Genomic DNA, 26,229 nt, shown 5'->3' with positions numbered 1-26,229 from the left:
TTACTGAGCAGCAGTATAAACGGGGGGCAAATGAGGTTAGCGTATGAAATAGTCATTAATTCAAGCCCTTGTATTGCTTATTTAATGGAAGAAAACACCATCACCATGCAGGCGTTAGTTATGGGCCATGCATGCTACGGCCACAACTCCTTTTTTAAAGGCAGCTATCTATTTAAAACTTGGACCGACGCTGGCTCAATCATCGACTACCTAGTGTTTGCTAAAAACTATATTGCCGAATGCGAACAAAAATTTGGCTTTGAAGATGTAGAGAATATTCTTGATTCGTGCCACGCGTTAATGAACTTTGGCGTAGATAGGTATAAGCGGCCTCAGAAAATATCCCTACAGGAACAAAAGAACCGTCTGCAAGAACGCGAGACATACCTACAGTCGCAGGTCAATGAACTATGGCGAACACTGCCGGAGAACGCACAAAAACATAATACACACCCCCGTTGTTTTCCTAGTGAGCCACAGGAAAACTTACTCTATTTTATTGAAAAAAATGCGCACTATTCGCTAACATTACGCTACACCCCTCAACACGATATCCCTCTTGCCGAGTCAAAAGATAAGGTTATGCGTCATTTACATCGACTGTGGAAATTTGATGTCAGGTTAGAGCAAGAGCATAAATGCGGTAAAACCGACGTCATTTCACAGTGCAGCCTGACGAAATCCGAACCTTAGAATTTTAGTATTATAGTCTTCGGCAAAAGGGCTCAAGCGTTAAACATAAAAATGCCAAACGCCCAGCTTTCTTTTGTCATGAAGTGGTTAGGTAGCGGCACTAGAAAAGCGCTGCCCCCTTACTACAAGGTTAAAAATAGGTTTCCTGAATTTCGTCGAATACAGCGATAATGCCAAACTGCATATCATCAATAAATTCGTGTAATTTATCTTGAATCAAAAGTTGCGGATTAGCCTCTGTAAGCTGTGAATCAACCTTTTGAATGGCCAGCGCCACTGATTCACAGTGAGGCAGCTCGTTGATACACCCTTTAACTTGATGCAGTGCATGGCGCAACGATCGCGGAAACTTTTCGTTTAATAGCAAAAATTTCAATACATCTGCACGGCGAATACGAAGGCGCACCTCACGGCGATACATTTGATACGCAGTCATTGATTTCAGCACGCTCATCCACTGCAGGTTTTCAAAAGCAGCCTGCTCAGTTTCAGTCTCAGGTAATAATGTTGCCGAACGGACGTCTATAATCCTCGTGGTCATATCAGCACGTTCTAGGTTGCGCCCAATCCGCAGAAACTGATATCCCTCATCACGCGTCATGGTGCCCGCAAGTATTCCGGTTATTTTTTGGATAGACTCTATTATTTCAGTTAAAAATTCATAGCGCGTGCGCCTTATTACCGCTTTATCGCCGTGCTCTTTGACGAACAGGTATAACTCATTAATTTGTTCCCACACTTCCCGCGGTATTATTTCGCGTATAGTCCGTGCATTTTCACGAGCATTTTCCAGCGACGCCAAAATAGAGCCTGAGTAGTCTGGACCACTCACCATAAATTTAATGACGCTTTTTTCATCTGCGTTTTGATATCGCTCATCAAACGCCTCTCGTCCAGAAACAATATCAACAATGGGCTCCCAGCCCAGAACAATCACTTTTGGAAGGTCTAACAATAGATTAGCGTTAACACTGATGAGGCGAGCGGTATTTTCGGTACGCTCAAGGTATCGTCCTAACCAGCAGAGATTACTTGCTACGCGTGATAACATATTATTGTCCCTCCGCTTTTACAATCCACGTATCTTTACTGCCGCCACCCTGCGACGAGTTAACCACAGTAGAACCTTTAACCATTGCAACACGGGTCAATCCTCCCATTGTTACTTTGATATCTTTACCGCTGAGAATGAATGGACGTAAATCTAGATGGCGACCTTCTACGCTATTACCCACCATCGTTGGTGCTGTAGATAACAACAACATAGGCTGAGCAACATAATTTCGCGGATCATCCTGTATAAGCTTGCGGAACTCATCATGCTCTTTCGCGCTACTGTGTGGGCCTATTAACATTCCGTATCCACCAGATTCATTCGCGGGTTTTACTACCATGCTGGCAATATTCTCTAAAACATATTCGCGATCTTTTGCGTCAATACATCTATATGTGGGTACGTTTGGTAGTATGGCCTCTTCATCCAAATAGTACTTAATGAGCTGCGGCACAAAGCTATACACCACTTTATCATCAGCAACGCCAGAGCCGGGAGCGTTAGCTAAAGCGACATTACCGGCTTTCCACGCGCGCATGACTCCAGGAACCCCAAGTGTTGATTCAGGATTAAATACTTCAGGATCCATGAATGCGTCATCAATTCGACGATAGATGACATCAACTCTACTAAGTCCGTCTATTGTTCGCATGTAAACGCAATTGTCATCTTCCACAACTAAATCACTGCCAACAACTAACTCTGCTCCCATCTGCTGCGCCAAATAAGCATGTTCGAAGTAGGCAGAGTTATAGATTCCTGGAGTAAGCACCACAATCTCGGGCTCATCAATATCACGGGGAGATAAATTGGCTAGCATGTCATAGAGATCAGACGGGTAATCATCTACTGGCATTATGTCGTACTTTTCGAACATCTCTGGAAACACGCGTTTCATTACCTGCCGATTTTCTAGCATATATGAAACACCGCTTGGAACGCGCAAGTTATCTTCTAATACATACACCGTACCGTGTTGGTCGCGAACTAAATCGGAGCCACAAATATGTGCCCACACTCCTTGCGGCGGCTTGATACCGTTGCATTGAGGCAGAAAGTTCTTTGACTTTTCGAGTAACTCAGAAGGAAATACACCGTCTTTTACAACATTTTGCTCATTGTAGAGGTCGTCAATAAACATATTTAATGCTTTGACTCGCTGAACTAACCCCTTTTCAATGTCTTGCCATTCTTCATAGGGAATTAAGCGCGGAACTATGTCAAATGGCCAGGCGCGATCGATTGACCCTTCTTCATCGTTGTAAACACGAAAAGTAATACCCATTACTTTAATCGCTGATTCAGCCGCTATTTTATATTCGTTTATTTCTGCATCACTTAAGTTCTCTAAGTAACTACATAGATCGGAAGCGTAATGACGCGGCTCGCCTGCCGTAACGACCAACTCGTCAAAAAATGGTCCTACATCAAAGTTTTTCCACACAATTGCCATACTACGAACTCCCTTTTTTTGAAGACATAATCATCAATTTTTATTCTCAAGCTAAGCTTCTAAGGCTCAGATTATATTGCTATTACTGCATTCTCAATCCACACTATACTTGTGAAAACCCTGATTATAATTTCATCACTTTCTTTCACTGTACATCATGGAGCATCGCTTTGACATATTGTTTGGCTATTAGTGTAAATAAAGGGCTGGTATTGGCATCCGACTCTCGCACCAATGCGGGCGTCGATTACGTTGCCACATATAGCAAGATGAGTCGGTATATTTTTGAGGATAACCGTTCCTTAACACTGCTAACGTCAGGCAGTCTAGCAACTTCTCAGGCAGTCATTAATGCTATCGATGCTGACCTCGATGATCCCGACGTAGAGTTCGATATTAGCAAGGGTAAGCACTTGCACGAAGTTGCTCAGTATATTGGCCGTCTGAGTCAGCGCGAACAAACCTTACACAACAGTGCAATGGAACGGTCAAAATCGAGTAATGAATCAAGTTTTATTTTAGGCGGTCAAATTACAGGGCAACCCAGTGAGATTTTTCTCATTTATCCGCAAGGTAACTTTATTGCGGCGTCACCCGAGACGCCTTTTTTACAAATCGGCGAGAACAAGTATGGCAAGCCCATTCTCGACCGTATGATTTCACCCAATACATCATTAGAGGACGCAGCACGATGCGCCATCGTGTCTCTCGACTCCACGATCAGGAGTAATATCTCAGTTGGTCCGCCGATTGAGTTAGCAATACATAAGGAAAATGTCATTGAATCGCCCTACCATAGCGTTTTGGGGCAAAACAGTCCTATGTATAAGTCGGTACAAAAGCAGTGGAACGAGGGGCTGAAACAAGCGTTTCAACGCTTACCTCGTTTTGAATGGGAAAAGTCTCGCTAAAGACTCTAGTCTTGCCCCATGATGACTTCATGAACAAATCTAAGCTTATCCAATGCACTAATCGATATAATGAAGGGGTATGCATCATCATGCCCCATACTTCGATTGAGACCGTTCAGTACTTTTGTTAATTGACACCAATCGTTAAACAAATGAGTAAAACTGACCGCAGTATAAGTATCGTCGTGATGTATATGGGTAGAAATAGGATTGGCAATAAGATTACCAGATACGCTAAATTGATATTGATTGGCAGTTTCTAATGTATCAACCATGTGCAGGTAATGAGCCCAGGTTTCAGCCCAATCTTCCCAGGGATGCATAGAAGCATATGCGCTAATCCAAACATTTTGCCAATTTTGGGAGGGCCCATTGGCATAATAATTTTGTAGCGCACTGATATAATCCAACCTTTCATCGCCAAATAAACGGCGAAACTCCTCGAGATAGTGACTGTTGGCGACCAGTCTGTCCCAAAAGTAATGCCCAGACTCATGGCGAAAGTGACCGAGTAAAGTACGATAGCGCTCACCCATTTTCTCGCGCATTTGCACTCGCACAGCGTGATCAGCCTCGTTCAGGTTTATCGTAATAAGCCCATTAGCATGGCCTGTTGTCACCCACTCTTTTACGATTAACTCATTGCCAAATTGATCTTCAACTTGGTCTTGTTTAAACGCAAAACCCAGACCAGTTCTAGGGTTAGACTTTCTGTCTTCTATAGGTAATCGTAACTGCAAACACGTATAAAGTAATCTTCGCTTAGCGGCTTCAAGGCGAAACCAAAGTTCAAGATTACCTGGTTCTTGCAAATTCGGAATAGTCTCATTCAGCCGACACGACAAGCAATATTCATGGGGGTCATCTGCTGGCACCATCCAATTACACACATCAAGGCCTTCGTAATTTTTGCATTTACGATATGTTTTCCCATTGATGGCGGCCTGTAAATTACCCGAGACATCGGTGGTAAATGCACTTAACCGAATCTCTTCTGGTACAAAGCCGAGGGGCAATTGACAAGCAATACAGTGGGTATTTGGAAAATGAACAGTATTACCACATTGGCACGTGAAGTTCTTCAAAGTGATTCCTAAGACAACAACAGTCAGCGCCAGAGTATAGGGCATAATAATGCAAGGGACTAGGCCTCATTACACAGACCGGTGTGTGTAACGACGTTTACTTAATAGAGCCTGCCGCTACTTTAGAAGTGTCGAGTTTAGATGAACCATCCATCACTTTTTTAGAGCACAAGAAAAGAGACAGCGCCCCGACAGCAGCGAAAACGGCTGCAGTCACAAAGGTTTCATAGGCATTGGTGCCTTGTGACCACTGCTGGCCTGCAAGGTAATTACCAGACGCGCCCCCTAAACCAAAGGCAATACTGATATACACGGCTTGCCCGCGGCTGTGGAATGCTGCGGGTAAATACTGATGAATAAAGTGCACAGACACCGCGTGTGTTAATCCAAAGCTTAATGCGTGAATAACTTGGCTAAGCACGATGACAGATACATGTTGCGCAAAGTCGGCAAGCAAGTACCATCGCAGAGCCGTCAACGCGATACTCGCAAACAGCAAATTCCACACGCCAAAACGGCTAATAAGATGCCTGGCAACTAAGAATATGCCCACCTCAGCCAGCACACCAAGTGCGATAAATACGCCGGTTTGCTGACCAGAGTATCCGAGATCTCGCATGTACAATGCAAAGAAGCCATAGAAAGCACCAAAGCTAATTTGTAGACATGCAGAGGCAAAAATAAATACCGCAAACGGTTTTTGCTTAACGAACGTCCAAATACTTCCAGGCTCATTGTCAGATTCTGATTTTTTAGCGGGTGCGGTAATGAATAATGTGCTGATGAATAGTAGCGATAGCACCCCAACACTGACATACACCGGAGTTTCGGTGGAAAATATATCGAGGGCTTTACCCGCAGTCACTGTCAAGCAGATAAAACCGATGCTGCCCCATAGTCTTATTTGCCCGTAGTTTGCTGAGCTCGTAGAAACTGCGTTCATTGTGATCACCTCCAGCTGAGGCAATACCGCAGTCCAAAACATCATCATAAGACCGAAGGCAAGAGTGAGGCCCCAAAAGCTAGAAAAGTAAAACACCGAGCTAAAAGTGAGCACCGTAAGCAAGCAGCCAAGTCGCAAAATGCCAACCGCATTGCCCGTTTTATCTGCTACGCCTGCCCACAGTCCGGGCCCTAAAATACGCGCTAACGTAATAACAGCAAATAGCTCACCTATGTCCTGCGACGAGAAGCCTCGACCGTCTAAAAAAATACCTAAATAGGGAACAAGCACGCCAAGTTGACCAAAGTAGAGCCAATAGGTTAATGCTAAAATAATGAGAGACTTTTTACTGGTAACCGAAGAATGGCTAGAAAGCGTCAATGCGTATCTCCATATGTATAAATTCCATTTACACCGACCAAATAAAAGGCGCCACTAATGTGATATTAGAGCGCCAATAACGTAATACAGGAAGCCAAGTGTTATAAACGATAGACAGTAGCGTCTAACGACTGCCGGAAATCGGGGCTGTCGTTGATACAACGCCCATGTTTTGTGCGCGGTGGCGCAATAGATGGTCCATCAACACTAGCGCCATCATTGCCTCAGCAATAGGCACAGCGCGAATGCCAACGCAGGGGTCATGGCGACCTTTTGTCACAATATCAATTTCTTCGTTTTGCTTATTGATGGTCGTACCTGGCACAGAAATACTCGACGTTGGCTTTAATGCCATGTGAACTTCAATGTCTTGCCCCGTAGAAATACCACCAAGTACGCCACCGGCATGATTAGACGCGAAGCCGTCAGGAGTCAGCGTATCGCGATGCTCACTGCCCTTTTGATTAATAACGTCAAATCCGTCGCCAATTTCAACGCCTTTAACCGCATTGATACCCATCATGGCATGAGCAATTTCTGCATCTAGTCTGTCAAACACTGGCTCACCAAGTCCTACAGGCACGTTCTTAGCGACCACTGACACTTTCGCGCCAATACTGTCGCCAGACTTCTTTAAATCGCGCATGTATTCGTCGAGAGCTTCTAGTTTGCTCTCGTCTGGGCAGAAAAAAGGATTGGTATTGGTAATAGAATGATCAACGTTCTCTACGGCAATGGGGCCTAGTTGAGATAGGTAACCCAACACTTCAATACCGTGAACTTCTTTAAGGTATTTTTTTGCAATACCCCCCGCTGCTACGCGAACAGCTGTCTCGCGAGCAGATGAGCGACCACCTCCGCGATAATCGCGGCTGCCATATTTTTGATCGTAGGTATAGTCGGCGTGGCCTGGACGAAACCGGTCGGCAATATTGCCGTAATCTTGGCTTCGTTGGTCTTTGTTTTTAATTAACAGGCCAATACTGGTTCCCGTTGTTTTTCCTTCAAAAACGCCTGAGAGGATTTGTACCTCATCATCTTCTCTACGAGCAGTGGTATAACGAGACGTTCCCGGCTTTCTTCTGTCTAAATCAATCTGAAGGTCTTCTTCAGTAATTTCCAATCCTGGAGGACAACCGTCTACGACACCACCAATGGCAATACCGTGGCTTTCTCCAAACGTGGTTACAGTAAAAAGTTTCCCGAAGCTGTTACCTGACATAATTAACCATTAATCCTTACTACTAAAATACTGAACCAGTGTGTCTTTATTCACAGCAAAGATGCCTTGGCCGCCGTTTTCAAATTCTAACCAAATAACTTCTAAGCCAGGGAATCTCTCATTCATGTGCACTTCGCTATTACCCACTTCGATAAATAGCCAACCGCCATCATTTAAATACGAAGGGGCCTGACGCAACATGGTATCGACCAAATCAAGGCCATCTTCTCCTGCGGCTAGCGCGAGTTCTGGCTCATGATGATACTCTTCAGGGAGGTCTGCCATATCTTGTGCATCAACATACGGCGGGTTTGAAATAATTAAGTCGTACTTTTGGCCTTCTAGGCTTGTGAATAAATCAGACTGAATGGGATAAACGCGATGACTAAGGCCATGCTCTTGTATGTTGATATCTGCCACTTCAAGTGCGTCTGAGCTAATGTCCACCGCATCTACTTGCGCTTCTGGATAAGCATGTGCAAGTGCTATTGCAATGCAGGCTCCCCCAGTACACATATCAAGAATGTTCGACGGCTCGTTTTCTACAAACGGCGAAAAGTGGTTTTGAATTAACTCAGCAAAGGGTGAACGAGGAATTAGCACTCGTTCGTCAACATAGAACGGCATACCGCAAAACCATGCTTCGTTAGTCATGTAGGGCAAAGGCATGCGTGTTTGTACACGCTTTAATACAAGCTCTGCTATTTTCTCACGCTCACTTTTTGTAAGGCGAGAAGACAATATATGTTCTCCCACTGACGATAGAATTGGGTGTGGAAGGTGAAGGGCTTGCAATACCAAGCTTGTGGCTTCGTCCCACGCATTGTCAGTGCCGTGACCAAAGTAGAGTTCAGCGTCATTAAAACGGCTTGTTGCCCATCGGGTCATATCCAGCAATGTATGCAGATCGTCAATGGCTTCTTCTAGGTAAAACTTATCGGTCATAGCGTTTGGGTACATCAATATTTTGAAAGCTGGTATCATACCCAAACTTCATGCTAATTCACATAATTAACTGTGGGTGCAGCAGCGTCGAAAGGTATTTTATTAACGCTCGCTTTTGACAGAAGCTTCTTGCTTCTTTGAAAGCCCAATGCAGATTAGATTCATTATGAAAGTGTTTAAAAAAGAATTGAAAGCGTTGAAAAAGCAGCAAAGTACGCTCGCGCCTGCTGTTCAAGAAGAGACCTTTTCGTTCACCGACGCAATGGCAGGCGTAAAACCGTTGGCTCAAGATAAAGTAGAGCCAAATAAGCAAGTAGAGCTGTTTAAAAAGAAACAGCAGTCGTCGGCTAAAAATCTTAAACACAGTAAACAACTTGCTGCGTCGTTTAACTTTTCAGACATGTACCAAGCCGTATTGCCACAAGAAGGCCCGATGCGTTATTGCCGCAGCGATGTGCCCACCCATGTGTTAAAACAATTACGACGAGGTGATTTTTCGCCAGAGCTACATTTAGATCTTCACGGACTGACCAGAGAAATGGCAAAAGGTGAAATTGCCGCGCTCATTTACGCCGCGAGAAAAGACCTTGTAGACTGCGCCTGTATTATGCACGGCTTTGGTCAGGGTGTACTGAAAGCCGCCCTGCCCCATTACTTGGTTCAACATCCCCACGTTAAAGCGTTTCACCAGGCCCCATTAGAGTATGGCGGTAAAGCTGCTTTACTGGTACTGCTTGATGTGCCGGTAATGGCTGGCAAACAGTAGCTGCACTCTACTTTTTGAAAATAGAGGCCTGGCTGCATCTGCCGTTTAAAGCAACCAGGTTTATTTTCCAGCTGCGCTGTTGTGCATGAACAAATAGGTGTAGTACACCATCATTCCAACAATAATACCTATACCTAACAGCGAACCCCACACCACCGGATCTTTAATCATTGTCCACAACATAATTGTTCTCTCCATAAATACGTTAAATAGGTACGTAAAATTAGTACGTTAAATAAACACGTAAACAAGCACGTGAATAAGAAATCTATAGTTGAAGTGTATGGAAGACCGAGAGCTGCGGTTATGATCTAGATCAACAGCGTAGAAAGGATGAATGGTTTTGCATGGGTATCTTGATCTGCATCAAGAAATAGAAGGGTCACAAAAAATACATCAAATTGCTATTGCAAATCATTCTCATTTACAATACATTGAGTGTGCCTGTTCGACGTTGGGTCAAAAAAACGGTCTTAGCTTAGCGTCGCTGAGGGGGTAGAGATAATCTACCTCCTCTTTTTTTGTTCTGATGTTTTATAATTTTTTTTTGATAGATGCAGCTTATTAATACGCTAATTTCAAAGAGCGTGTAACAGCCGGCTGAGCGACAAAAACAAACGGCTTACGAAGGAAGTAGCTTTAGCTGAAAAGCTTCATAAACCAACCTTTCTGAAGATCTTCTTCACAGGTTTTTAACTGAGTGGCATAGCGTAATGAGCGCGCTTTGACCTTTGATGCCACCTTTTTAAGCCATGGCTTTCTATCGTAGCTGCGTCGTTTATACCCGCCCCAACCTTCGTGATAATTAAGATACTGGGCGTAAGCATCCCACTTGGACACACCATTAACCTTTTGCGATTTGTAGATAAACCACCCCATAAAATCAATGGCATCTTCAAAGTCGTCTCTATCGGCGCCACTGCTATCTGTTTCTCTTATGTAATCTTCCCAAGTGGGCGTTTTCGCTTGTGAATAGCCGTAAGCTGAGCTCACTCGACCCCAAGGAACTAAGCCAAAAAAAACATAATCTCTGGGAGGAAGTGCATCGTGTCTAAAAGAGCTCTCTTGGTACATCATCGCCATAGGAATATGAATTGGAACGCCCCATTTATCCCTCGCATCGGCAGCGGCATCATACCAATCTTCTTTTTCGTAGAAGATTTCACACAAGTTACTGCTGTTTTTTGGGGGCGTTGTGGCACACCCTGCGATTAACAGTGGAAATAGAACGATGAGGGCTGATAAAAAAACAACCCATTTTTTGAACTTTTGGTCCATAGCGTGTCTTAATTAATGTTCTAGTAAAATGTGTGTTTCCCTGGAACCCTTTAATGCCTGACAGATGTCAGGCATTTTTTTTTGCTGGGGGCTCGGCAAAGTAGTCAGTAATAAAGGTATCAAAGTCTTTTTCATCTGACGCCTCTATTTCTCGCTGTGCGTCAAAAGAGCTTTCGCCCTGTCTTACAAACTCAGCACTATCGGTAAACGTGTAGTCAAACCCTTTCATTTCGTTGCTGTATTTCTGCGCTAACTCTAACCCAAAAATACTATTGTCTTTGTCACCATCTAACAGAGTCTGAAGCATTTTCCCTGAAGGCGTTAAAGCGGGGTTTTGAATTTTAGCGTATTCGTCACTCACCGCCTTGGTGTATTGTTTTGTGTTATTCGCTTCATCAAGCAATGTGGCCGCTTGGCCAAAGTATTCAAAAAGCTTTTCACTCCATTGAGGTAACGACACCGCGTTGCCGTTTTCTGTCAGCATTAGCTCCGGGTTTCGTCCGTCCAATACAACGCGATCCATATTTTCTTTTGCTTCATTAAGCTGTTGTTCGTCTAAAGCTTCACTGGGCATCAGCAAACAGGAAAGCAGAAATACATCAAGAAAATTAAACTGCGTATCAGAGATGCCTATGGCTGAAAACGGGTTTACATCTAATGCGCGCACTTCTATATAGCTAATACCGCGCCTTACGAGAGCGTCGGTAGGCTTCTCCATTGACTCAGTAGGCTGCTTAGGACGAATAGGAGAATAGAGCTCGTTCTCAATTTGAATAATATTGTGATTAAGCTGCTGATAATTTCCACCCTCGCCAGAGGCAAATCGCTCAAATCGAGTAGACGGCGTCTTCATTGCATCTTGCAACAAACGCACATAGTTATCCAATTCGTTATAGCAAATTTTTAATGAAGACTGCTCTGCACTGGTATAGCCTAGGTCACTCATTCTTAGGGACGTGGCGTAAGGCATGTAAAGTGTACCTTTACCCACCTTCTTAAACGGCAGACTGTGTTCCTTGCCTTTTAAGAATGAGCTGCACAAAGCTGGAGACGCACCGTATAAATAAGGGATTAACCAGCACAAGCGGCGATAGTTTCTAATTAGGCCAAAATATTCTGCCGACGTTTGATTTTGCGAATGGGTAGTGCCGTTTTGCTTCGCCCACAGTGCCCAAAAGCTCTCTGGGAGCGAAAAGTTAAAATGAACACCCGCGATGGCCTGCATCATACTACCGTAGCGGTTTTTTAGCCCTATGCGATACACTCGCTTCATTTTACCCACGTTAGACTCGCCAAAGTACGCAATGGGAATTTCCGTCTCATCATCAATAAAACAGGGCATACTAAGGGGCCAAATTTGCTCGTCCTCGATATTATCAGCAACGAAGCGATGAATATCTTTGAGCTGCGCAATGGTCTTTGCCGAACTTGCTTCTGGTGGAGTGATAAACTCTAACAAAGACTCAGAAAAATCGGTCGTGATAGATTCGTGAGTCAGGGCCGAGCCCAACGGCTTAGGATGTGGCGTTTGTGCCAATGTACCGTTTGGATTGATTCGAAGCGCCTCTCGCTCTACACCACGCTTTATGTCTTTTAACGAGGCTAAAAATTCTGGCGATTTAAGCGCTTTAACGCGCGCGTCGAAACAAGTGTTGTCTGCTGTCAAAATGGTATTCCGTGATGTCATTATTGCGCCCAGTTTTGGAAGTCATGGGCGGCAATAGTGTAAATTCAAGATACGTTGGCTGTTTAGTCTAACGCTTCTCGCTTGTTGTCCTCTACCGATAATTCAACCATCGGCATATTTAATGCGCCCAGCTGTGGCAAAATCTTTGTCTTATCACCCACTACAATAATTTGCATCTTATCAGCATTCAAATATTGTTTCGCTAGCCTGTTAATAGCAGCTTTATCTATGCGGTTAATGATATCGAGTTGCTCGTCTCGATATCCTTTTTTCAAATCATAGCTTAGCAACTGTCGTAAAAAGCGAGCTTTGCTAGAGGGTGTTTCAAATGCCAATGCATCACTTAATGTAAAGGCATTTCGCATAAATTCAATTTCAGACTCAGTAACGCCTTTTTCTTTATACGCATTTATCTCGGCAAAAATCTCTTTAATGCCCAGTGCAGTATCCTTTGCGGTTAAATCAGTACTCACTTCAAACCAACCTAAGGTTTTTCCACCCACGAAGCCGCTGCTCGCACCGTAGGTTATACCTTTATCTTCCCGTAGATTTAAATTGATTCTACTGTTAAAGGCTCCACCTAGCGGGAAATTCATAAGTCGAGATTTAAAATATTCACCTGTGGCATCAAAGGGTAAACCTCTATCCACAATATACACCACCGACTGCACCGCATCAGGACTGTGTACTACATACAGGTTTTGCTTTTTGTACTGAGGAAATTCATGGTAATCGACAAATTCATAGTCTTGCCCTTCCCAATTATTTAAAAAACCAAGCGCTTCCATGGTCTGCTCTGGCGTCAGGTTACCCACAACAACCATGCTGGCTTTTGCGGGTGAATAATAGCGTTCGTAAAATGCTTTTACATCATCCAAGGTAATATTGTTTACCGACGCTATAGTGCCTCCATCAGGCAAACTTACTCGATTTTCTTCCCCAAACAGAATTAAGTCTTTGGCTCTCTGCGCTAGGCTAGAGGGCGTTTTTGCCTGCTGCTGCAAGCCCTGCAGAACTCGTTCTTTCATGCGCGAGAAATCTGCTTCAGTAAATGCAGGGTTAAACAGCTTCTCTTCCATTAACGCTAGCGTGGGTTTAATATTTTTCGTCAGTGTAGACACCGACATCTGAGTAAACCTTCCACCAGTGCTAAAGCGAATCGAACTGCCTAGCTTAGCAAGTTCGTTTGCTAAGTCTTCATTACTGTAGTTTTTCGTAGTCTCGTTCATCAGTAGCGCCGTAAGGTAAGCGGTGCCTGCTTTGCCTTCCGGATCTAGTAACATGCCACCGTCCATACCTAAGGTTATGGTTACCGTGGGCGTTTCATTACTGGTTACGCCGAGCACCTTAATCTCATTATGTAGCGAACGTTCCCAATAGTCTGGCACTTTAGAAACCGGCGCAGGCCCAGCACTTGGCATAATGCTTCTATCAAATGTTGACGCTGCGCTAACGAACGATTCATTGTCACCTTTATGCTTTGCAGAGGCTAATTGATGCTCAGATTGTAATTGGTCATCGGGCAGTGTGCGCGTGGGTCGCTCGAACGTCGGCTCTGCCGCAGCAAGCTGAGGGCTACCATTTGGCACAACACTCAATACAACGCTGTTGGCGTCTTTAATATACTCATTGTATACACGCATAATGTCGCTAGCGGTAACTGAATTGTATCGCGCAATGTCTTCTGCAATGAGGTCGGGAGTTTTGTAGTAGGTTTCATTTGCTGCAAGCGCAGAGACTTTACCTGAAACGCTTTGAAGCCCAAATACTGTCCTAGATTCTAGCTGACCTTTCGTTCTGGCAAGGTCATCGGCGGTAACCCCTCGGGTCTCAAACTCTTTTAATGTATCGTTGAGCGCTTGTTGAAGTGTCGCTAGCGACGTCACTTTAGCGGGATTGGCCAAGGCCAATAGCTGAAACTCACAGGCTAGCTCGCGACAGGGGTGAGACACAGCGGCCTGCACCGCCATTCCTTGCTTTACCAAGTTCTTATAAAACAACGACGTTTTACCACCGCCAAGAATATTAGCCAACACATCTAAGGGTGCTTCATCAACGTGACGGGCGTATACCGTGGGGTATGTTATTTGCAGCAGGGGCAAATGCACTTTGTCTTCTAAGGTTAAGTAACGCGTTTCATCAAGCGTCACAGGCTGAGGCTTAGCATCCGTAACCTCTGGCCCTGTGGGTATATCGCCAAAATACTGCTGAATAAGTGCTTTTGTTTTGGCCACATCAATATCGCCGCCAATGGTGAGCACTGCATTGTTTGGTCCATACCAACGTTTAAAGAATGCCTTTAAATCGTTAACGTTTACGCGGTCTAAATCTTCAACGTAGCCTATTGTTAACCATGAATAAGGGTGCCCCTCGGGATAGAGCGCTTCGCCGTTTAGCTCAAATCGAAGGCCATAGGGCTGATTATCAACTCGTTGAGCTCTTTCGTTTTTTACCGTTTCCCGCTGATTTTCGAACTTCTCTTGGTCTACTGCGTCAAGCAAGTAACCCATGCGATCAGACTCAAGCCACAACACCTTTTCTAATTGATTAGCAGGTACGGTCTCAAAATAATTGGTCCTGTCTGTATTTGTTGTACCGTTAAGGTTTCCGCCCGATTCAGTGATAACCTTAAAATGCTGCTCATCAGCAACATGCTTTGAGCCTTGGAACATCATGTGCTCAAAAAAGTGGGCGAATCCTGATTTACCCACTTCTTCCCTTGCTGAGCCAACGTGGTAGGTCACGTCTACGTGTACCAGTGGGTCTGAGTTGTCTTCGTGAAGAATGACAGTTAGGCCGTTATCCAATGTATATTTTTCAAAAGGAATAGACACTGAACTTACTGTTTGTGATTCATCGACCTTCACCCTTTGGCAAGCGCCAATTATTAACACTAGAAGCGCTATACAGACGATACGGATGGAGGGATGTAGCGGCATGTTTATTCCTTTTCAACTAACAACGTTATAAATCGCACTTTTTAGAAGCGATAATTTTATTATTTTACAATAGGATGAGGACGTAGCATTGACACCGAAGATTAACAGAAATTTGGATGCTTTACTTGTACTGGTAACGCGATGACTATATAAATTTATGTGATCTTGAAATAGACTATCACCATCATGAGTTCTATCATCTCTGGTATTACAGACCAGTGCTATAATGTTTCGCTCAATGGTAGTAAAGCAATGACCAACGACGTTGGATCAACGTCGCCTTAACGTGTTGTAGAAGGATACTTGAATGGATAAGTCAACCCCATTAGTCGATCTCGAATTTGGAATGTCGCAGTTAAGCGGAAACAAAAAACTCTTATTTACTTTGCTCGGTAAATTTACAGATGAATATCGAAACTTAGATTCAGATTTACAGACTCTGATGCACAACGAGCAATATGACGAAGCCTATTCTCTTATGCACACTCTCAAAGGCGTGTCTGGTAACTTAGGCCTTTTCGCGCTTCACAACAACAGCAAGCCAATAGAAAGTGCCATTAGAAACGAACAACAGTTATCAAGTGGTTACTCTTCATTTGCTGTGTTGCTTAACGACACTGTTGCCGAAATAGACAGCATTACGACCGAACCGGCTGTATCAAACACGCAGGATACCACAACCAATAGCGCAGCCGCAGAACGCGCTAGTAAGCACCTTGTCGCAGCGCTAAAAGCCAGTGAATTTATATCACAAAGTTCCCTTGATGAATGGCTAAGTGCAATGAATCTTAGCGATGAAAAGCGCGCAGCAATTATTGAAGCGGTGGACGAGCTAGATTATGAAGAAGCTTTGACAACCCTAGAAGCTAAGTGAAGCTAACGAGTGCAGCACATACCCATTATTTATCGTGGTAAGGGCATCATTGTTGTCAATAAGCCTGTTGGCGTTGCCATGCATACTCGGTCTTCTGAGCATAGCGAGGGTGATAAACTCAGCAGTCATAACCTGCATGATGAAAATACAGCGCAAACTGACAACAAAAAGCAATTCGATAACAGTGGACGCCAAAATGAGGTTGGGCTTGAGTCAGAACACAGCAAAGAGCGTATTGCAGAGCGTGGTCAGAAACTGGGTATAGTCGAGTTATTAAAACGGCAGTTGAATGTACCTCAATTGTATCTATGCCACCGCTTAGACACCGGCACTTCTGGCTGTTTATGCCTTACTGAAAATGAGCATTTGGCAGCAGAAATTGGTTTGCTATTCGAGGCTCGCCAGGTAAGTAAGTACTACTTAGCGCTCAGTGATAAAAAGCCGAAGAAAAAGCAGGGCTTAATCATCGGCGACATGAAAAACCGACGAGGTGGCCAACATATTTTGTTAAAAACCACTGACAATCCTGCCATCACTCAATTCTTTAGCCAGTCGGCAAAACAAGGGATCCGCGGTTTTTTATTAAAGCCCCATTCAGGTAAAACTCACCAAATAAGAGTTGCTTTAAAAAGCATAGGCGCACCTATTTTAGGGGATTCACTTTACGGCGGTAGCAGTGCCGACCGATTGTATTTGCACGCCTTTATGCTTTCATTACCTTTGAAAAGCGGCACATTGACCTTTACCGCGCCTCTATTAGAGGGCGATGAATTTAACGATGCTACCGTTAAGCAGTGGCTTTTGACTGTCGCAAACCCCGATAATTTTGCATGGCCGGCACTGCCCTCTCGCTACTCTCATGACAGCTCCCTTAGCGCAGCCGGACAACCTAACTGATATGACGCACTTACATATTGTGGGCAGTGGTGCCATTGGGAGTCTTTTGGCGGCGGGCGCTGAAAAGCATAAAGTGACTTATACTCGCTACCCTCGGGTTTACTCGCCCTTGCACCGCAATGAAGCTACTAAGCGTTGTGATAAACCAACACTTGCTACATCTTTTAACATTCCAAACAAGTCTAGTATTCCAAACGAAGCAACATGGCTTGATGGGCATTCTTTTCCCCTACAAGGCGCTATTGCATCACCCACAAAAATTGATGCCGACCATGTGCTAATATTTCCGCTTAAAGTGTATCAACTGGAGTCGGCTCTTCGCCAATGGCTACCGTTTTTACACGCCAAACCCGTTATTGTATTGCTACAAAATGGTATGGGCGGACAAGAAATAGCGCGGGCTTTACTAGGTGATGACTATCCACTGTTATTAGCGACAACGAGCCACGGTGCGTTGAAAAAGCAAAGTGACGATGCACAGCAACAGCTCGTGTATACGGGCTTGGGAAGTACTACGCTAGGCAGTATAAAACACCCTAACCTGTGTGCGTTAGACGACTCATTCAATGCTGATAGTTTATTAAAAACAGATCACCTATTGAAAACAGACCATCTATTGAAAACAGACAGTTTAGGGAAAACCGGCAAGCTATCAAAGTCAGAGCGTGAAAGCAGACAGCTGGTGACAGCCTATACCTTACTGAATAAGACGTTGCCACCAGTGGCACTCTCCAACGACATCCTACACGCGCTTTGGAGCAAGCTTGCAGTAAACGCAGTCATAAACCCACTAACTGCGCTTAATAATGTCCCAAACCTTGCTATTTGTGATGAGAGCTACAAAGAACTGATACACGATATTTGCCAAGAATTTGTAGCAGTAGCTCGAGCTTGCGGCGAGCACTTTGACCTTAGTGAAGTTAAAGACAAGGTAGTGCAGATAGCAAAGGCGACGGGAAGTAATTTTTCCAGTATGCATCAAGATGTACAGTATAAACGTGAAACTGAGATAGACGCGATCAACGGCTATATTGTGTCTATGGCAAAGAAAAAGGGTATTAGCGTTCCCACCAATACCCTTCTTGTAGAGCGCGTGAAAGCGCTCCTTGTCTAGCTTTTTATTCGGTTTTTTTACTCGGCTTTTGAGTCTTTTGCCTCAGCGTCGTTGCCTGCTTGAGGCTTCATGTGAGGGAACAAAATAACATCTTTAATGGTAGAGCTGTCGGTAAACAGCATTGCTAATCTGTCGATGCCAATACCTTCACCCGCTGTAGGCGGTAAGCCATACTCAAGGGCGCGAATGTAATCGTCATCAAAATGCATAGCTTCATCGTCGCCAGCGTCTTTTTCTACCACTTGCTTAGCAAATCGTTCCGCTTGATCTTCTGGGTCGTTAAGCTCACTAAAGCCGTTAGCCAATTCACGACCGCCAACGAAGAACTCAAAACGGTCAGTGATAAATGGGTTATTGTCGTTGCGACGCGCTAACGGAGATACTTCCCACGGATATTCAGTAATAAACGTCGGTTGTTCTAGTTTCTCTTCTGCAGTGGCTTCAAAAATTTCACACAAGTATTTACCTGCACCCCAAATACCGTCTACCTCTGGCTCTTTAATATGAAGCTGCTTTGCCATGGATTTCAGCGCATCGAGGTTCGCTTCTGGGTCGCGGATTGCTGCTTCATTGGCCTCTGGCCAATATTTTAAAATAGCATCGCCCATGCTTAAGCGCTCAAAAGGCTGGCCAAAGTCGTACTGAACTTCACTGGTTACGTTGCCATCAGCGTCTTTTGTGGTATTGGTAATAATGCTAGTGCCAAGGATGTCTTCTGCCAAGGTGCGAAGCATATCTTCGGTAAGATTCATCAAATCGTTGTAATCCGCGTAGGCTTGATAAAACTCAAGCATAGTAAACTCTGGATTGTGACGAGTTGATAAGCCTTCGTTACGGAAGTTGCGGTTAATTTCGAACACACGTTCAAACCCACCTACAACCAAGCGTTTTAGGTAAAGCTCAGGGGCGATGCGCAAATACATATCAATGTCTAACGCATTGTGGTGCGTAACGAAAGGCTTCGCAGTAGCGCCGCCTGGAATAACCTGCAGCATTGGCGTTTCTACCTCTAAGTAGTCACGCTTAGTGAGATAATTGCGAATACCACTCACAATTTTGCTGCGGATCATAAAGGTTTTACGGGTTTGTTCACTGGTGATCAAATCTACATAGCGCTGACGATACTTAGTTTCCTGATCGCTTAAGCCATGAAACTTCTCAGGCAATGGGCGCAGTGCTTTAGTCAGCAGCTCGTATTCGGCCATGTTAACGTATAAGTCGCCTTTGCCAGATTTGTGCAAATCACCGGCAACACCAATAATATCGCCAATATCTAACGCACCGTATTTGGCTTTAAGCACTTTCTGCGTATCTTTGTCAGCATAGGCCTGAATACGTCCAGTCATGTCTTGAAGCAACATGAATGGACCGCGTTTCGCCATAATACGTCCGGCGATGCTTACTTTATTACCCTGCTCTTGCAGCGTTTCTTTATCGAATTCACCGAACTTAGCTTGTAATTCGTCGGCGTAATTTTCGCGACGGAAGCTGTTAGGGAAACCGTTTGCACGGCACTGCTCACGAATAGCGCTTAACTTAGCACGGCGCTCTGCAATCAATTTGTTATCGTCAGTTTGTTGGTCAGTCATAACCTTTCACTTCGTTGTTCGGTCTACAGCCCAGACTTCAGGCTAGCTACAATGAATTTATCCAAATCGCCATCAAGGACAACCTGGGTGTTGCGTGTTTCAACGCCAGTACGCAAATCTTTTATGCGAGAATCGTCTAATACGTAAGACCGTATTTGGCTCCCCCACCCGATATCTGACTTACTGTCTTCCATCGCTTGTTTTTCAACGTTTTGCTTTTGCAGTTCAAACTCATAGAGTTTCGCTTTCAACTGCTTCATGGCTTGGTCTTTGTTTTTGTGCTGCGAGCGATCGTTCTGGCACTGCACCACAATTCCGGTGGGCTCATGGGTAATACGCACAGCGGAGTCCGTTCGGTTTACGTGCTGTCCACCGGCACCTGAGGCTCGGTAGGTATCAATACGCAAATCGGAAGGATTGATATCGATATCAATATCGTCGTCAACTTCAGGGTATACAAACGCCGAAGAAAACGAGGTGTGTCTTCTATTGCCAGAGTCAAATGGCGACTTTCGAACTAGGCGATGGACGCCTGTTTCGGTACGCAGCCAGCCAAAGGCATACTCACCTTGAATGCGTAATGTCGCACTTTTTATGCCGGCTACATCACCGTCTGATACTTCGATAAGTTCGGTTTTAAAACCGTGAGCTTCACCCCAGCGAAGATACATACGCAGCAGCATATTCGCCCAATCTTGAGCCTCTGTACCGCCTGAGCCAGATTGAATATCAATGTAGCAATCGTTGGCATCGTTTGGCCCGGAAAACATACGGCGAAACTCAAGTTTCTCTAGCGCCTCAATTAAACTATTCAGTTCATTTTGCGCTTCTTCGAATGTCTCTTCGTCTTCGGCTTCTACGGCAAGTTCAACCAAACCTTCAACATCTTCGGTGCCTTGGTCTAGATTGTGAATAGTTTCCACAATTTGCTCTAAGGCTACCTTTTCTTTCCCCAGTGCTTGCGCTTTGTCTGGTTCATTCCACACATCTGGGTTTTCAAGTTCTCGACTTACTTCTTCTAAACGCTCTGACTTCGCATCAAAGTCAAAGATACCCCCTAAGCGCGTCGGTGCGCTCGCGGATATCTTTTATCGCATTAGTAACCGGGTTAATTTCAAACATAGTCCGCTTATTAATTAAAAATTAAGACCGCGGATACTACCGAATTTAGAGCAATTTTGATAGAGGCTGCAGTAAATAAGACTCAATTTAGACAGCCTACTTTACCAGCCCTTTTTGTCTTAATTGCGCTTGTCGTGTTTAGACATTTAATAATCGCCCTCTTGCTTTTTATTTTTTTAAGCTTACACTTGTGCGCTGAATGAGCGTACAAGTGTAAGCCAAAGGCTGTACATATCTTTGGTGATAGTAAAAACGCTGTCCGTACCTATTTTTGAAGGCCCCCAGAGAGCTAATACAAAAGCCAATACAAGAGCAAAGAGTAAACATCGCAGTGAAAGCATTAATAAATAAGGCCGCAGCCGTTTTCTTCCACCACGCTACGTGGGCGGGATATTGGGAAACGGTTTTTCAAATGGTGAATCCATCATGGCGGGACGGGTATTATCAAGCCCGTGTAAAATCGGTATCTACCCTAAATGCCACAACCGTTCAGCTTGTTCTCTCACCGCAAAAGCGCTGGCCAAAACACACGGCTGGTCAACATATTGCGCTTACCATAGAAGTAAACGGCAAGTTAGTCACTCGTGTATTTACCATCGCCAGCGGCCAAAAGAGCCGACAGGATGAAGGCAATATTCGTTTGGTAATACGGGTTAAGAAAGACGGTGCGCTAACGCCATATCTGAGCGCCCTCTTATCAAAAACGGCATCAAAATCGGCATCAAAAGTGTCAGTGAATATTTCTGCGCCCATGGGCAATTTTGTTATGCCAAAGGCAGCGCTTTTAGATAAGCTTGAAACCTCTTCATTAGAACAAGCAGCACCTGAGCAAATCAAACCCATTGTAATGATAGCTGGCGGCTCAGGCATTACGCCTTTCATCGCTATGCTAGAAGGTCTTAACAGTGCAAGTAGCGATAATCTTCAAAGTCGGCCTGTTCACTTACTGTATTTTGCTAAAGAGAATGAGCATCTACTCACACAAGAGCTTGCTGAATATAAGCGCCTAAATACTTACTTCACCTATGAATTACTGTGTCGCCAAAAAGATGGCGGGGTGGAACAGCGTTTGGCTAGCCACACTGATTCACACTGGATGGTATGCGGCCCGCAGTCTCTTTATGATGAGGTGGCAAATACACATGCGAATCTTCCCCCTGCTAATGATGCGTCATTAGATAGCGAACATTTTGCCGCATTTCCCGTGGCAACTGCGCAAACCAGTGGTGAAAAAGCCTTTTTCTCTTTAAGCCATAACGGAAGCTCTCTTTCTGTAGATAACCAGCAAACGCTATTAACACAACTTCAGCAAGCTAACCGACCTGTTACCTACGGATGCGGCATGGGTATTTGTCACCAATGCCAGTGCGTAAAAAAACGTGGCGTGGTTCGAGATACACGAACCGGCGCGCTATCAGATAACGCAGAGCAGCTAATTCAACTTTGTGTATCTCAAGCCGTTACCGATTTGGAGCTTCAAGCATGATTACGACAATTAGTACAAACACCGTAAATAAAAGCACGGTTAATAAAAGTATCGTTAATGAGGGCCAAGTATTAAAAGGTTCAAGCAGCCGCTTAAATAGTGGAAAAAATGCGAATGAACAGACTTCACAACGCTCATCAAAAGATATCGATGTTGGCACTAAAAAAACACCTGACTATACCAAACTTGCTACTCAGCTTGATGCCGTTAAAACCGACGTGAAAAGCAAAATTGGCAGTGAAGATGCCGCCTACATTAGACGGGTAATATTGGCCCAGCGTGGGTGTGAATGGACCGGCAGAATACTGCTAATGTTAGGGTTTATACAACCTCTGCTGTGGGTAGTAGGTGTGCTGAGTTTAGCAACGGCTAAAATTTTAGATAATATGGAAATTGGTCACAATGTTATGCACGGTCAGTACGACTGGATGAACGATAAGCACATCAACTCCAAAGCCTATGAGTGGGATATTGCTTGTGACGGCTCTAGCTGGAATCGTGTGCATAATTACGAACACCACACCTATACCAATATTATTGGCAAAGACAGAGACTTTGGTTATGGCTTACTGCGTTTGTCGAATGACTTTCGCTGGCGAGTAAAAAACCTATGGCAGTTTATTACCTACGTAATGTTGAGCGTCATGTTTCAATGGGGAGTGTCGTATCATGAGATGGCGGCAGAGCGCGTATTTTTTGGTAAGAAAAAAGACAACCGCAAAAACCAACTGTCACATGCTGAGTTAAAGCGTCGCTTTTTTAGCAAAGGAGCCCGTCAATTAGTTAAAGACTACGTATTATTTCCTTTGCTAGCCGGCCCATTCTTTCTTTACGTTTTCACCGGTAACTTGGTGGCTAACTTGCTGAGGAATTTATGGACGTCTACCATCATCTTCTGCGGGCATTTTACGGGTGATGTGCAAACCTTTAGTGCTGAAGACTGCGTTGATGAAACCCAAGGGCAATGGTACTACCGACAAGGGCTTGGTTCGTCCAACATAAAAGGCGGTAAGTTATTTCACGTACTTACCGGTCACTTGAGCTTTCAGATAGAGCATCATCTGTTTCCAGATATTCCTGCCCGCCGCTACAAAGAAATGGCACCGCAGGTACAAGCCATTTTCAAAGAGCACGGTATGCATTACAACACGGGCGGATTTTTTAAGCAGTATGCCAGCGTGCTAAAACGCATTGTTCGCTATTCATTTCCTTAAAACAGCGCGAAATCCTAACCAGCCTGCCATAGCGCTAGCGCTGGTTAGGAATGTTCCCCATGCCCAATCTATCAGCATGATAAACAGGGTGAACCCGTCGATAATACTGTACGCCGTGAGGTTGTAAGCGCCATAGCTGGCAAGCCCAAGTAATGCACCGTCGATGCCTGCGTACAATAGTGACTTATCGCGGTTTGCTACCACTGCCAATACAAATACAACACAGCCGTACATAAGATAAAATACTAGCCACGGCCACGTAATAAATTGCGAGCGTAGCAACGGCGCCATTTCGGTTTGATACCAGCTATCGGCAATAATGCCTAGCCATAGGAAATCGAGCACGCCAAAACAGATGAGAATAGCGAAAAGAGAAGCCGCTATTGATTTTGCAAAGTGTTGAATATTTTGAAGCATCTAACATGTCCCTGTTTTATAAATTGTTAGGTATAAGCTCGTTAGGTTTAAGTCCGTTAGGTGAAAGCTCGTTAGGAGCCAATTTGTGGCGAGCATCGCCCTAGCTAGTTCGCGCACATACTTTGTTCGGCGACGCCATTTGACACATAAATTGGGCAGTTGAAGAGATTGGTAGATTCTAAGCACATGCCTTCAACCTTCGTTCCAGCAGTGACATTGTCAATCTTTGCCGAACATGCCACTGTGCATTGAGAGCTATCAGAGCACACATTTCCGGCATCACTCGCGGGCAACACACAAATAGCAGATTGCTTGCTATCATTTTGCTTCCACGTACCGCCCTCTTTTTCACAGAGCTCACTGCTTTTTATCGAATATGCTTGCGCAATAAGGGGAAGGTCGTGATCGACGCCTTGCTCTAAATTCTGTAATGCTTCTATATCTATGAAGTCTTCATTAGGCTGCGCACCGCAGGCGGCGAGAGTTAGGGTAAAAATAAACGCTAGTAGACGCATATAGAATTCTCTGCTCTTATTCTGTTTTTTATGAATGGCCTCTATGCCGCTAGTGTGAACATAAGCGCTATTAGACGTTATTAAACGTAAGTTACGTGGCTTGCGGTTACTGCGCTTTGATGGCTTACTTAAGTGCTAACGTAACCCAAACCAGGCGATGATCAGAGCTTGCTTCTCTTCCATCCACCAAACGATAAAGCTCGCTGTTTTTTGTCGGCCAGAAAACGCCAGCGTCAGTGATGTTGAACTGTGCAGAGGGTAGCACATAATCAGCCCTAGCGCCCCAACTTGCCGTATAGCGGTTACTGTAAGAGACGTTAAACGACTCTGCGCCACCGCGACTTATTGGCAAAACAGTATTATTAACTAACGGGTTTTCCGTTAGTTGCTCAATAACACCCTTACGGTACTTATCACCGATGTCGGCAGCATTAAAATCACCAGCAAGTACAAAGCGCGTATTGTGTTGCAAACTCACCTTTTTGCCGTTGTCATCATAAATATAGCTTCCTTTATCTGGCGATAAGTAATCTGCCATTAAACGAATCTCATCATGATTGCGCTTGCCGTTTCTGTCCTCTTCCCCATCAAAAGAGGGCGGTGTTGGGTGCATCGCGAGTATATGAATACTTTCGCCATTAACCAGCACGGGCACATCCCAGTGAGACTTTGAGCTTAGACGCAGCGCCTGCCACTCTGTAGCATCATACCAAGGCGTCCACTCAGTCTCTTTTTGCTGGGGGTTTGGTATGTATGGCTGCTGGGGATGAGGCATGTGGTGCCATTTGAACCGTTGAAACGTGCGGATATTATCGATGTCGATGGGATATTTCGACAACAGTGCCATACCGTATTGGCCTGGATATAAGCCAAAACCGTAAGCATCTCCTCCAAGCTGCTCAGCCCGACCGTTATTGTCTAAGTCGAATGGCGTGGCGAGCCCCGTATTGACCGGTGCAATATACGTATAGGGGTAGTCAACAGCCTGCTGGCCATTTTGAGAAACATTGAGGTAGTGGCGAATAAAGGCGTCGACACCTTTGGTCTTATCCGCAATATAATCGAACTCATTCAATAGCAGTACGTCTGGATTAACGCGCTGAATAATTTCAGCTACATTTTTAACTTGCGGGTGCTCTCCCGTACTGAGCACTCGTTGAAGCACGTCAATACTCGGTGCGGACTTTTGCGTTGCCCCTTGTGAATTTTTCGTTTTTGTTAAAGCCTCAGGGTAGTTTCCCGCCTCCATACTGACATTGAAGGTAGCGACTTTCAGTGTCTCAGTAGAAAGACAATATGGCGACAGCGTAAACAAAAAAATGAGTAGCAGAGCTCTCATAGTATTTTTCCTAATTTATAATTTACCTAAGGCGTGAATATCTAAGACACGTTGTCCTTGAGCATGATGATTTAGGGTGAAACGACCTGACCTAAGATCTAGTGACCTAAGATCTAGTGACCTAGTGACCTAGTGACCTAGTGTTTTAGCACAAGATACCAAGTTTTTTATGAAGCCCAAACAATTTATGCACGCAGCACTGCCGAACACTTCGCTTCAAAAACGTCAAATAGAATCACAAACCTTTTAATTACTAATTTTTGGTATTGAGTTGCAATTAATTTATTAAATATAGAAAAAAACGC

23 protein-coding genes and 1 pseudogene are annotated in these 26,229 nt (G+C 44.5%); 9 read left to right on the top strand and 15 right to left on the bottom strand.

From position 1 onward, the window contains the following. Nucleotides 1–2: 2 nt before the first annotated feature. Together O9X84_RS01790 and O9X84_RS19600 are read left to right on the top strand one after the other, a co-directional pair. A pseudogene (locus O9X84_RS01790) lies at nucleotides 3–513 on the top strand (SpoVR family protein); the annotation flags it as partial. Further along, the gene (locus O9X84_RS19600; RefSeq protein ID WP_442864489.1) at nucleotides 499–693 is read left to right on the top strand and encodes a hypothetical protein; all 195 of its coding nucleotides are present in this window, start codon (nucleotides 499–501) and stop codon (nucleotides 691–693) included. The pseudogene O9X84_RS01790 and the gene O9X84_RS19600, both read left to right, overlap by 15 nt. A gap of 130 nt (nucleotides 694–823) precedes the next feature. Here the strand turns inward: O9X84_RS19600 and O9X84_RS01785 are convergent, their stop codons facing one another. Continuing rightward, complete coding sequence (locus tag O9X84_RS01785) at nucleotides 824–1,744, bottom strand: alpha-E domain-containing protein (protein ID WP_269517800.1); 921 nt, start codon at nucleotides 1,742–1,744, stop codon at nucleotides 824–826. Nucleotide 1,745: 1 nt separating this feature from the next. Next, complete coding sequence (locus O9X84_RS01780) at nucleotides 1,746–3,200, bottom strand: circularly permuted type 2 ATP-grasp protein (RefSeq protein WP_269517798.1); 1,455 nt, start codon at nucleotides 3,198–3,200, stop codon at nucleotides 1,746–1,748. Between the two features lie 170 nt (nucleotides 3,201–3,370). Between O9X84_RS01780 and O9X84_RS01775 the strand changes: the two genes are divergently transcribed. Next, nucleotides 3,371–4,111 (top strand): peptidase, encoded by a 741-nt coding sequence (locus O9X84_RS01775; RefSeq protein ID WP_269517797.1) that lies wholly within the window; start codon nucleotides 3,371–3,373, stop codon nucleotides 4,109–4,111. Nucleotides 4,112–4,116: 5 nt separating this feature from the next. Here O9X84_RS01775 and O9X84_RS01770 read toward each other — a convergent pair whose 3' ends face one another. From O9X84_RS01770 to prmB, 4 genes are all read right to left on the bottom strand, one after another. Further along, a complete protein-coding gene (locus O9X84_RS01770; RefSeq protein ID WP_269517795.1) occupies nucleotides 4,117–5,196 on the bottom strand; it encodes a zinc-binding metallopeptidase family protein in 1,080 nt (359 codons plus the stop codon). Nucleotides 5,197–5,293: 97 nt separating this feature from the next. Further along, nucleotides 5,294–6,520, bottom strand: a complete 1,227-nt coding sequence (locus O9X84_RS01765) for an MFS transporter (protein ID WP_269517794.1) — start codon at nucleotides 6,518–6,520, stop codon at nucleotides 5,294–5,296. Nucleotides 6,521–6,644: 124 nt separating this feature from the next. Next, nucleotides 6,645–7,742 (bottom strand): chorismate synthase, encoded by a 1,098-nt coding sequence (gene aroC, locus O9X84_RS01760; RefSeq protein WP_269517793.1) that lies wholly within the window; start codon nucleotides 7,740–7,742, stop codon nucleotides 6,645–6,647. A gap of 9 nt (nucleotides 7,743–7,751) precedes the next feature. After that, a complete protein-coding gene (gene prmB, locus O9X84_RS01755; protein WP_269518002.1) occupies nucleotides 7,752–8,687 on the bottom strand; it encodes a 50S ribosomal protein L3 N(5)-glutamine methyltransferase in 936 nt (311 codons plus the stop codon). Nucleotides 8,688–8,853: 166 nt separating this feature from the next. Between prmB and smrB the strand changes: the two genes are divergently transcribed. After that, complete coding sequence (gene smrB / locus O9X84_RS01750; RefSeq protein ID WP_269517791.1) at nucleotides 8,854–9,453, top strand: endonuclease SmrB; 600 nt, start codon at nucleotides 8,854–8,856, stop codon at nucleotides 9,451–9,453. A gap of 60 nt (nucleotides 9,454–9,513) precedes the next feature. On the opposite strand, the gene O9X84_RS01745 is transcribed toward smrB, so the two are convergent. The 4 genes from O9X84_RS01745 to O9X84_RS01730 all read right to left on the bottom strand — a co-directional run bounded on the left by O9X84_RS01745 (nucleotide 9,514) and on the right by O9X84_RS01730 (nucleotide 15,357). Then, nucleotides 9,514–9,636 carry a DUF3149 domain-containing protein gene (locus O9X84_RS01745; RefSeq protein ID WP_152561496.1) on the bottom strand — a complete coding sequence of 41 codons (123 nt, stop codon included), beginning with the start codon at nucleotides 9,634–9,636 and terminating at the stop codon, nucleotides 9,514–9,516. Nucleotides 9,637–10,092: 456 nt separating this feature from the next. Further along, the gene (locus O9X84_RS01740; RefSeq protein ID WP_269517788.1) at nucleotides 10,093–10,731 is read right to left on the bottom strand and encodes a transglycosylase SLT domain-containing protein; all 639 of its coding nucleotides are present in this window, start codon (nucleotides 10,729–10,731) and stop codon (nucleotides 10,093–10,095) included. Nucleotides 10,732–10,798: 67 nt separating this feature from the next. Next, the gene (gene gshA / locus O9X84_RS01735) at nucleotides 10,799–12,418 is read right to left on the bottom strand and encodes a glutamate--cysteine ligase (RefSeq protein ID WP_269517786.1); all 1,620 of its coding nucleotides are present in this window, start codon (nucleotides 12,416–12,418) and stop codon (nucleotides 10,799–10,801) included. Between the two features lie 62 nt (nucleotides 12,419–12,480). Further along, nucleotides 12,481–15,357 carry a M16 family metallopeptidase gene (locus O9X84_RS01730; protein ID WP_269517784.1) on the bottom strand — a complete coding sequence of 959 codons (2,877 nt, stop codon included), beginning with the start codon at nucleotides 15,355–15,357 and terminating at the stop codon, nucleotides 12,481–12,483. Nucleotides 15,358–15,664: 307 nt separating this feature from the next. Here O9X84_RS01730 and O9X84_RS01725 point away from each other — a divergent pair, with 307 nt between their 5' ends. From O9X84_RS01725 to O9X84_RS01715, 3 genes are read left to right on the top strand one after another with little or no spacing between them, the layout of a single operon-like run. Then, on the top strand, nucleotides 15,665–16,231 hold the full coding sequence (locus tag O9X84_RS01725) for an Hpt domain-containing protein (protein ID WP_269517783.1): 567 nt from the start codon (nucleotides 15,665–15,667) through the stop codon (nucleotides 16,229–16,231). Between the two features lie 9 nt (nucleotides 16,232–16,240). After that, nucleotides 16,241–17,128, top strand: coding sequence for a pseudouridine synthase (locus O9X84_RS01720; RefSeq protein WP_269517782.1), 888 nt, complete (start codon nucleotides 16,241–16,243; stop codon nucleotides 17,126–17,128). Then, on the top strand, nucleotides 17,091–18,242 hold the full coding sequence (locus O9X84_RS01715; protein WP_269517781.1) for a ketopantoate reductase family protein: 1,152 nt from the start codon (nucleotides 17,091–17,093) through the stop codon (nucleotides 18,240–18,242). Before O9X84_RS01720 ends, O9X84_RS01715 begins: the two co-directional genes overlap by 38 nt. 17 nt (nucleotides 18,243–18,259) lie before the next feature. Here the strand turns inward: O9X84_RS01715 and lysS are convergent, their stop codons facing one another. Both lysS and prfB read right to left on the bottom strand, forming a co-directional pair. Beyond that, nucleotides 18,260–19,831, bottom strand: a complete 1,572-nt coding sequence (gene lysS / locus O9X84_RS01710; protein WP_269517780.1) for a lysine--tRNA ligase — start codon at nucleotides 19,829–19,831, stop codon at nucleotides 18,260–18,262. A gap of 23 nt (nucleotides 19,832–19,854) precedes the next feature. Continuing rightward, nucleotides 19,855–20,953 (bottom strand): peptide chain release factor 2 gene (gene prfB / locus O9X84_RS01705; RefSeq protein WP_269517779.1). Its coding sequence is split into 2 segments (ribosomal slippage): nucleotides 19,855–20,877 and nucleotides 20,879–20,953, totalling 1,098 coding nucleotides; the frame shifts between segments, so codons are not numbered across the junction. A gap of 412 nt (nucleotides 20,954–21,365) precedes the next feature. Between prfB and O9X84_RS01700 the strand changes: the two genes are divergently transcribed. Together O9X84_RS01700 and O9X84_RS01695 are read left to right on the top strand one after the other, a co-directional pair. Then, a complete protein-coding gene (locus tag O9X84_RS01700) occupies nucleotides 21,366–22,439 on the top strand; it encodes a flavin reductase family protein (protein ID WP_442864488.1) in 1,074 nt (357 codons plus the stop codon). Next, nucleotides 22,436–23,653, top strand: coding sequence for a fatty acid desaturase family protein (locus O9X84_RS01695; RefSeq protein WP_269517776.1), 1,218 nt, complete (start codon nucleotides 22,436–22,438; stop codon nucleotides 23,651–23,653). The genes O9X84_RS01700 and O9X84_RS01695 overlap by 4 nt, the downstream gene beginning before the upstream one ends. On the opposite strand, the gene O9X84_RS01690 is transcribed toward O9X84_RS01695, so the two are convergent. The 3 genes from O9X84_RS01690 to O9X84_RS01680 all read right to left on the bottom strand — a co-directional run bounded on the left by O9X84_RS01690 (nucleotide 23,642) and on the right by O9X84_RS01680 (nucleotide 25,924). Further along, nucleotides 23,642–24,070: a DUF2177 family protein gene (locus O9X84_RS01690; protein WP_269517774.1), complete on the bottom strand. Its 429-nt coding sequence runs from the start codon at nucleotides 24,068–24,070 to the stop codon at nucleotides 23,642–23,644. The two genes, O9X84_RS01695 and O9X84_RS01690, sit on opposite strands and share 12 nt — an antisense overlap. A gap of 104 nt (nucleotides 24,071–24,174) precedes the next feature. After that, a complete protein-coding gene (locus O9X84_RS01685; protein ID WP_269517772.1) occupies nucleotides 24,175–24,585 on the bottom strand; it encodes a hypothetical protein in 411 nt (136 codons plus the stop codon). Nucleotides 24,586–24,709: 124 nt separating this feature from the next. After that, nucleotides 24,710–25,924: an endonuclease/exonuclease/phosphatase family protein gene (locus O9X84_RS01680; RefSeq protein WP_269517770.1), complete on the bottom strand. Its 1,215-nt coding sequence runs from the start codon at nucleotides 25,922–25,924 to the stop codon at nucleotides 24,710–24,712. Nucleotides 25,925–26,229 lie beyond the last annotated feature (305 nt).

Source organism: Alteromonas sp. BMJM2 (assembly GCF_027257845.1).
GTDB lineage: Bacteria > Pseudomonadota > Gammaproteobacteria > Enterobacterales > Alteromonadaceae > Alteromonas.
The sequence above is the reverse complement of the archived record's forward strand: the minus strand, read 5'-3'. Positions and strand labels throughout refer to the sequence as shown.

What these genes read in the sequence shown, in the direction of transcription:
- O9X84_RS01785 (WP_269517800.1), bottom strand. Translation starts at nt 1,744, where the DNA reads ATGTTATCACGCGTAGCAAGTAATCTCTGCTGGTTAGGACGATACCTT.
- O9X84_RS01780 (WP_269517798.1), bottom strand. Translation starts at nt 3,200, where the DNA reads ATGGCAATTGTGTGGAAAAACTTTGATGTAGGACCATTTTTTGACGAG.
- aroC (WP_269517793.1), bottom strand. Translation starts at nt 7,742, where the DNA reads ATGTCAGGTAACAGCTTCGGGAAACTTTTTACTGTAACCACGTTTGGA.
- prmB (WP_269518002.1), bottom strand. Translation starts at nt 8,687, where the DNA reads ATGACCGATAAGTTTTACCTAGAAGAAGCCATTGACGATCTGCATACA.
- smrB (WP_269517791.1), top strand. Translation starts at nt 8,854, where the DNA reads ATGAAAGTGTTTAAAAAAGAATTGAAAGCGTTGAAAAAGCAGCAAAGT.
- O9X84_RS01745 (WP_152561496.1), bottom strand. Translation starts at nt 9,636, where the DNA reads ATGTTGTGGACAATGATTAAAGATCCGGTGGTGTGGGGTTCGCTGTTA.
- O9X84_RS01740 (WP_269517788.1), bottom strand. Translation starts at nt 10,731, where the DNA reads ATGGACCAAAAGTTCAAAAAATGGGTTGTTTTTTTATCAGCCCTCATC.
- gshA (WP_269517786.1), bottom strand. Translation starts at nt 12,418, where the DNA reads ATGACATCACGGAATACCATTTTGACAGCAGACAACACTTGTTTCGAC.
- O9X84_RS01730 (WP_269517784.1), bottom strand. Translation starts at nt 15,357, where the DNA reads ATGCCGCTACATCCCTCCATCCGTATCGTCTGTATAGCGCTTCTAGTG.
- O9X84_RS01725 (WP_269517783.1), top strand. Translation starts at nt 15,665, where the DNA reads ATGGATAAGTCAACCCCATTAGTCGATCTCGAATTTGGAATGTCGCAG.
- O9X84_RS01715 (WP_269517781.1), top strand. Translation starts at nt 17,091, where the DNA reads ATGACAGCTCCCTTAGCGCAGCCGGACAACCTAACTGATATGACGCAC.
- lysS (WP_269517780.1), bottom strand. Translation starts at nt 19,831, where the DNA reads ATGACTGACCAACAAACTGACGATAACAAATTGATTGCAGAGCGCCGT.
- O9X84_RS01700 (WP_442864488.1), top strand. Translation starts at nt 21,366, where the DNA reads ATGGTGAATCCATCATGGCGGGACGGGTATTATCAAGCCCGTGTAAAA.
- O9X84_RS01695 (WP_269517776.1), top strand. Translation starts at nt 22,436, where the DNA reads ATGATTACGACAATTAGTACAAACACCGTAAATAAAAGCACGGTTAAT.
- O9X84_RS01690 (WP_269517774.1), bottom strand. Translation starts at nt 24,070, where the DNA reads ATGCTTCAAAATATTCAACACTTTGCAAAATCAATAGCGGCTTCTCTT.
- O9X84_RS01685 (WP_269517772.1), bottom strand. Translation starts at nt 24,585, where the DNA reads ATGCGTCTACTAGCGTTTATTTTTACCCTAACTCTCGCCGCCTGCGGT.
- O9X84_RS01680 (WP_269517770.1), bottom strand. Translation starts at nt 25,924, where the DNA reads ATGAGAGCTCTGCTACTCATTTTTTTGTTTACGCTGTCGCCATATTGT.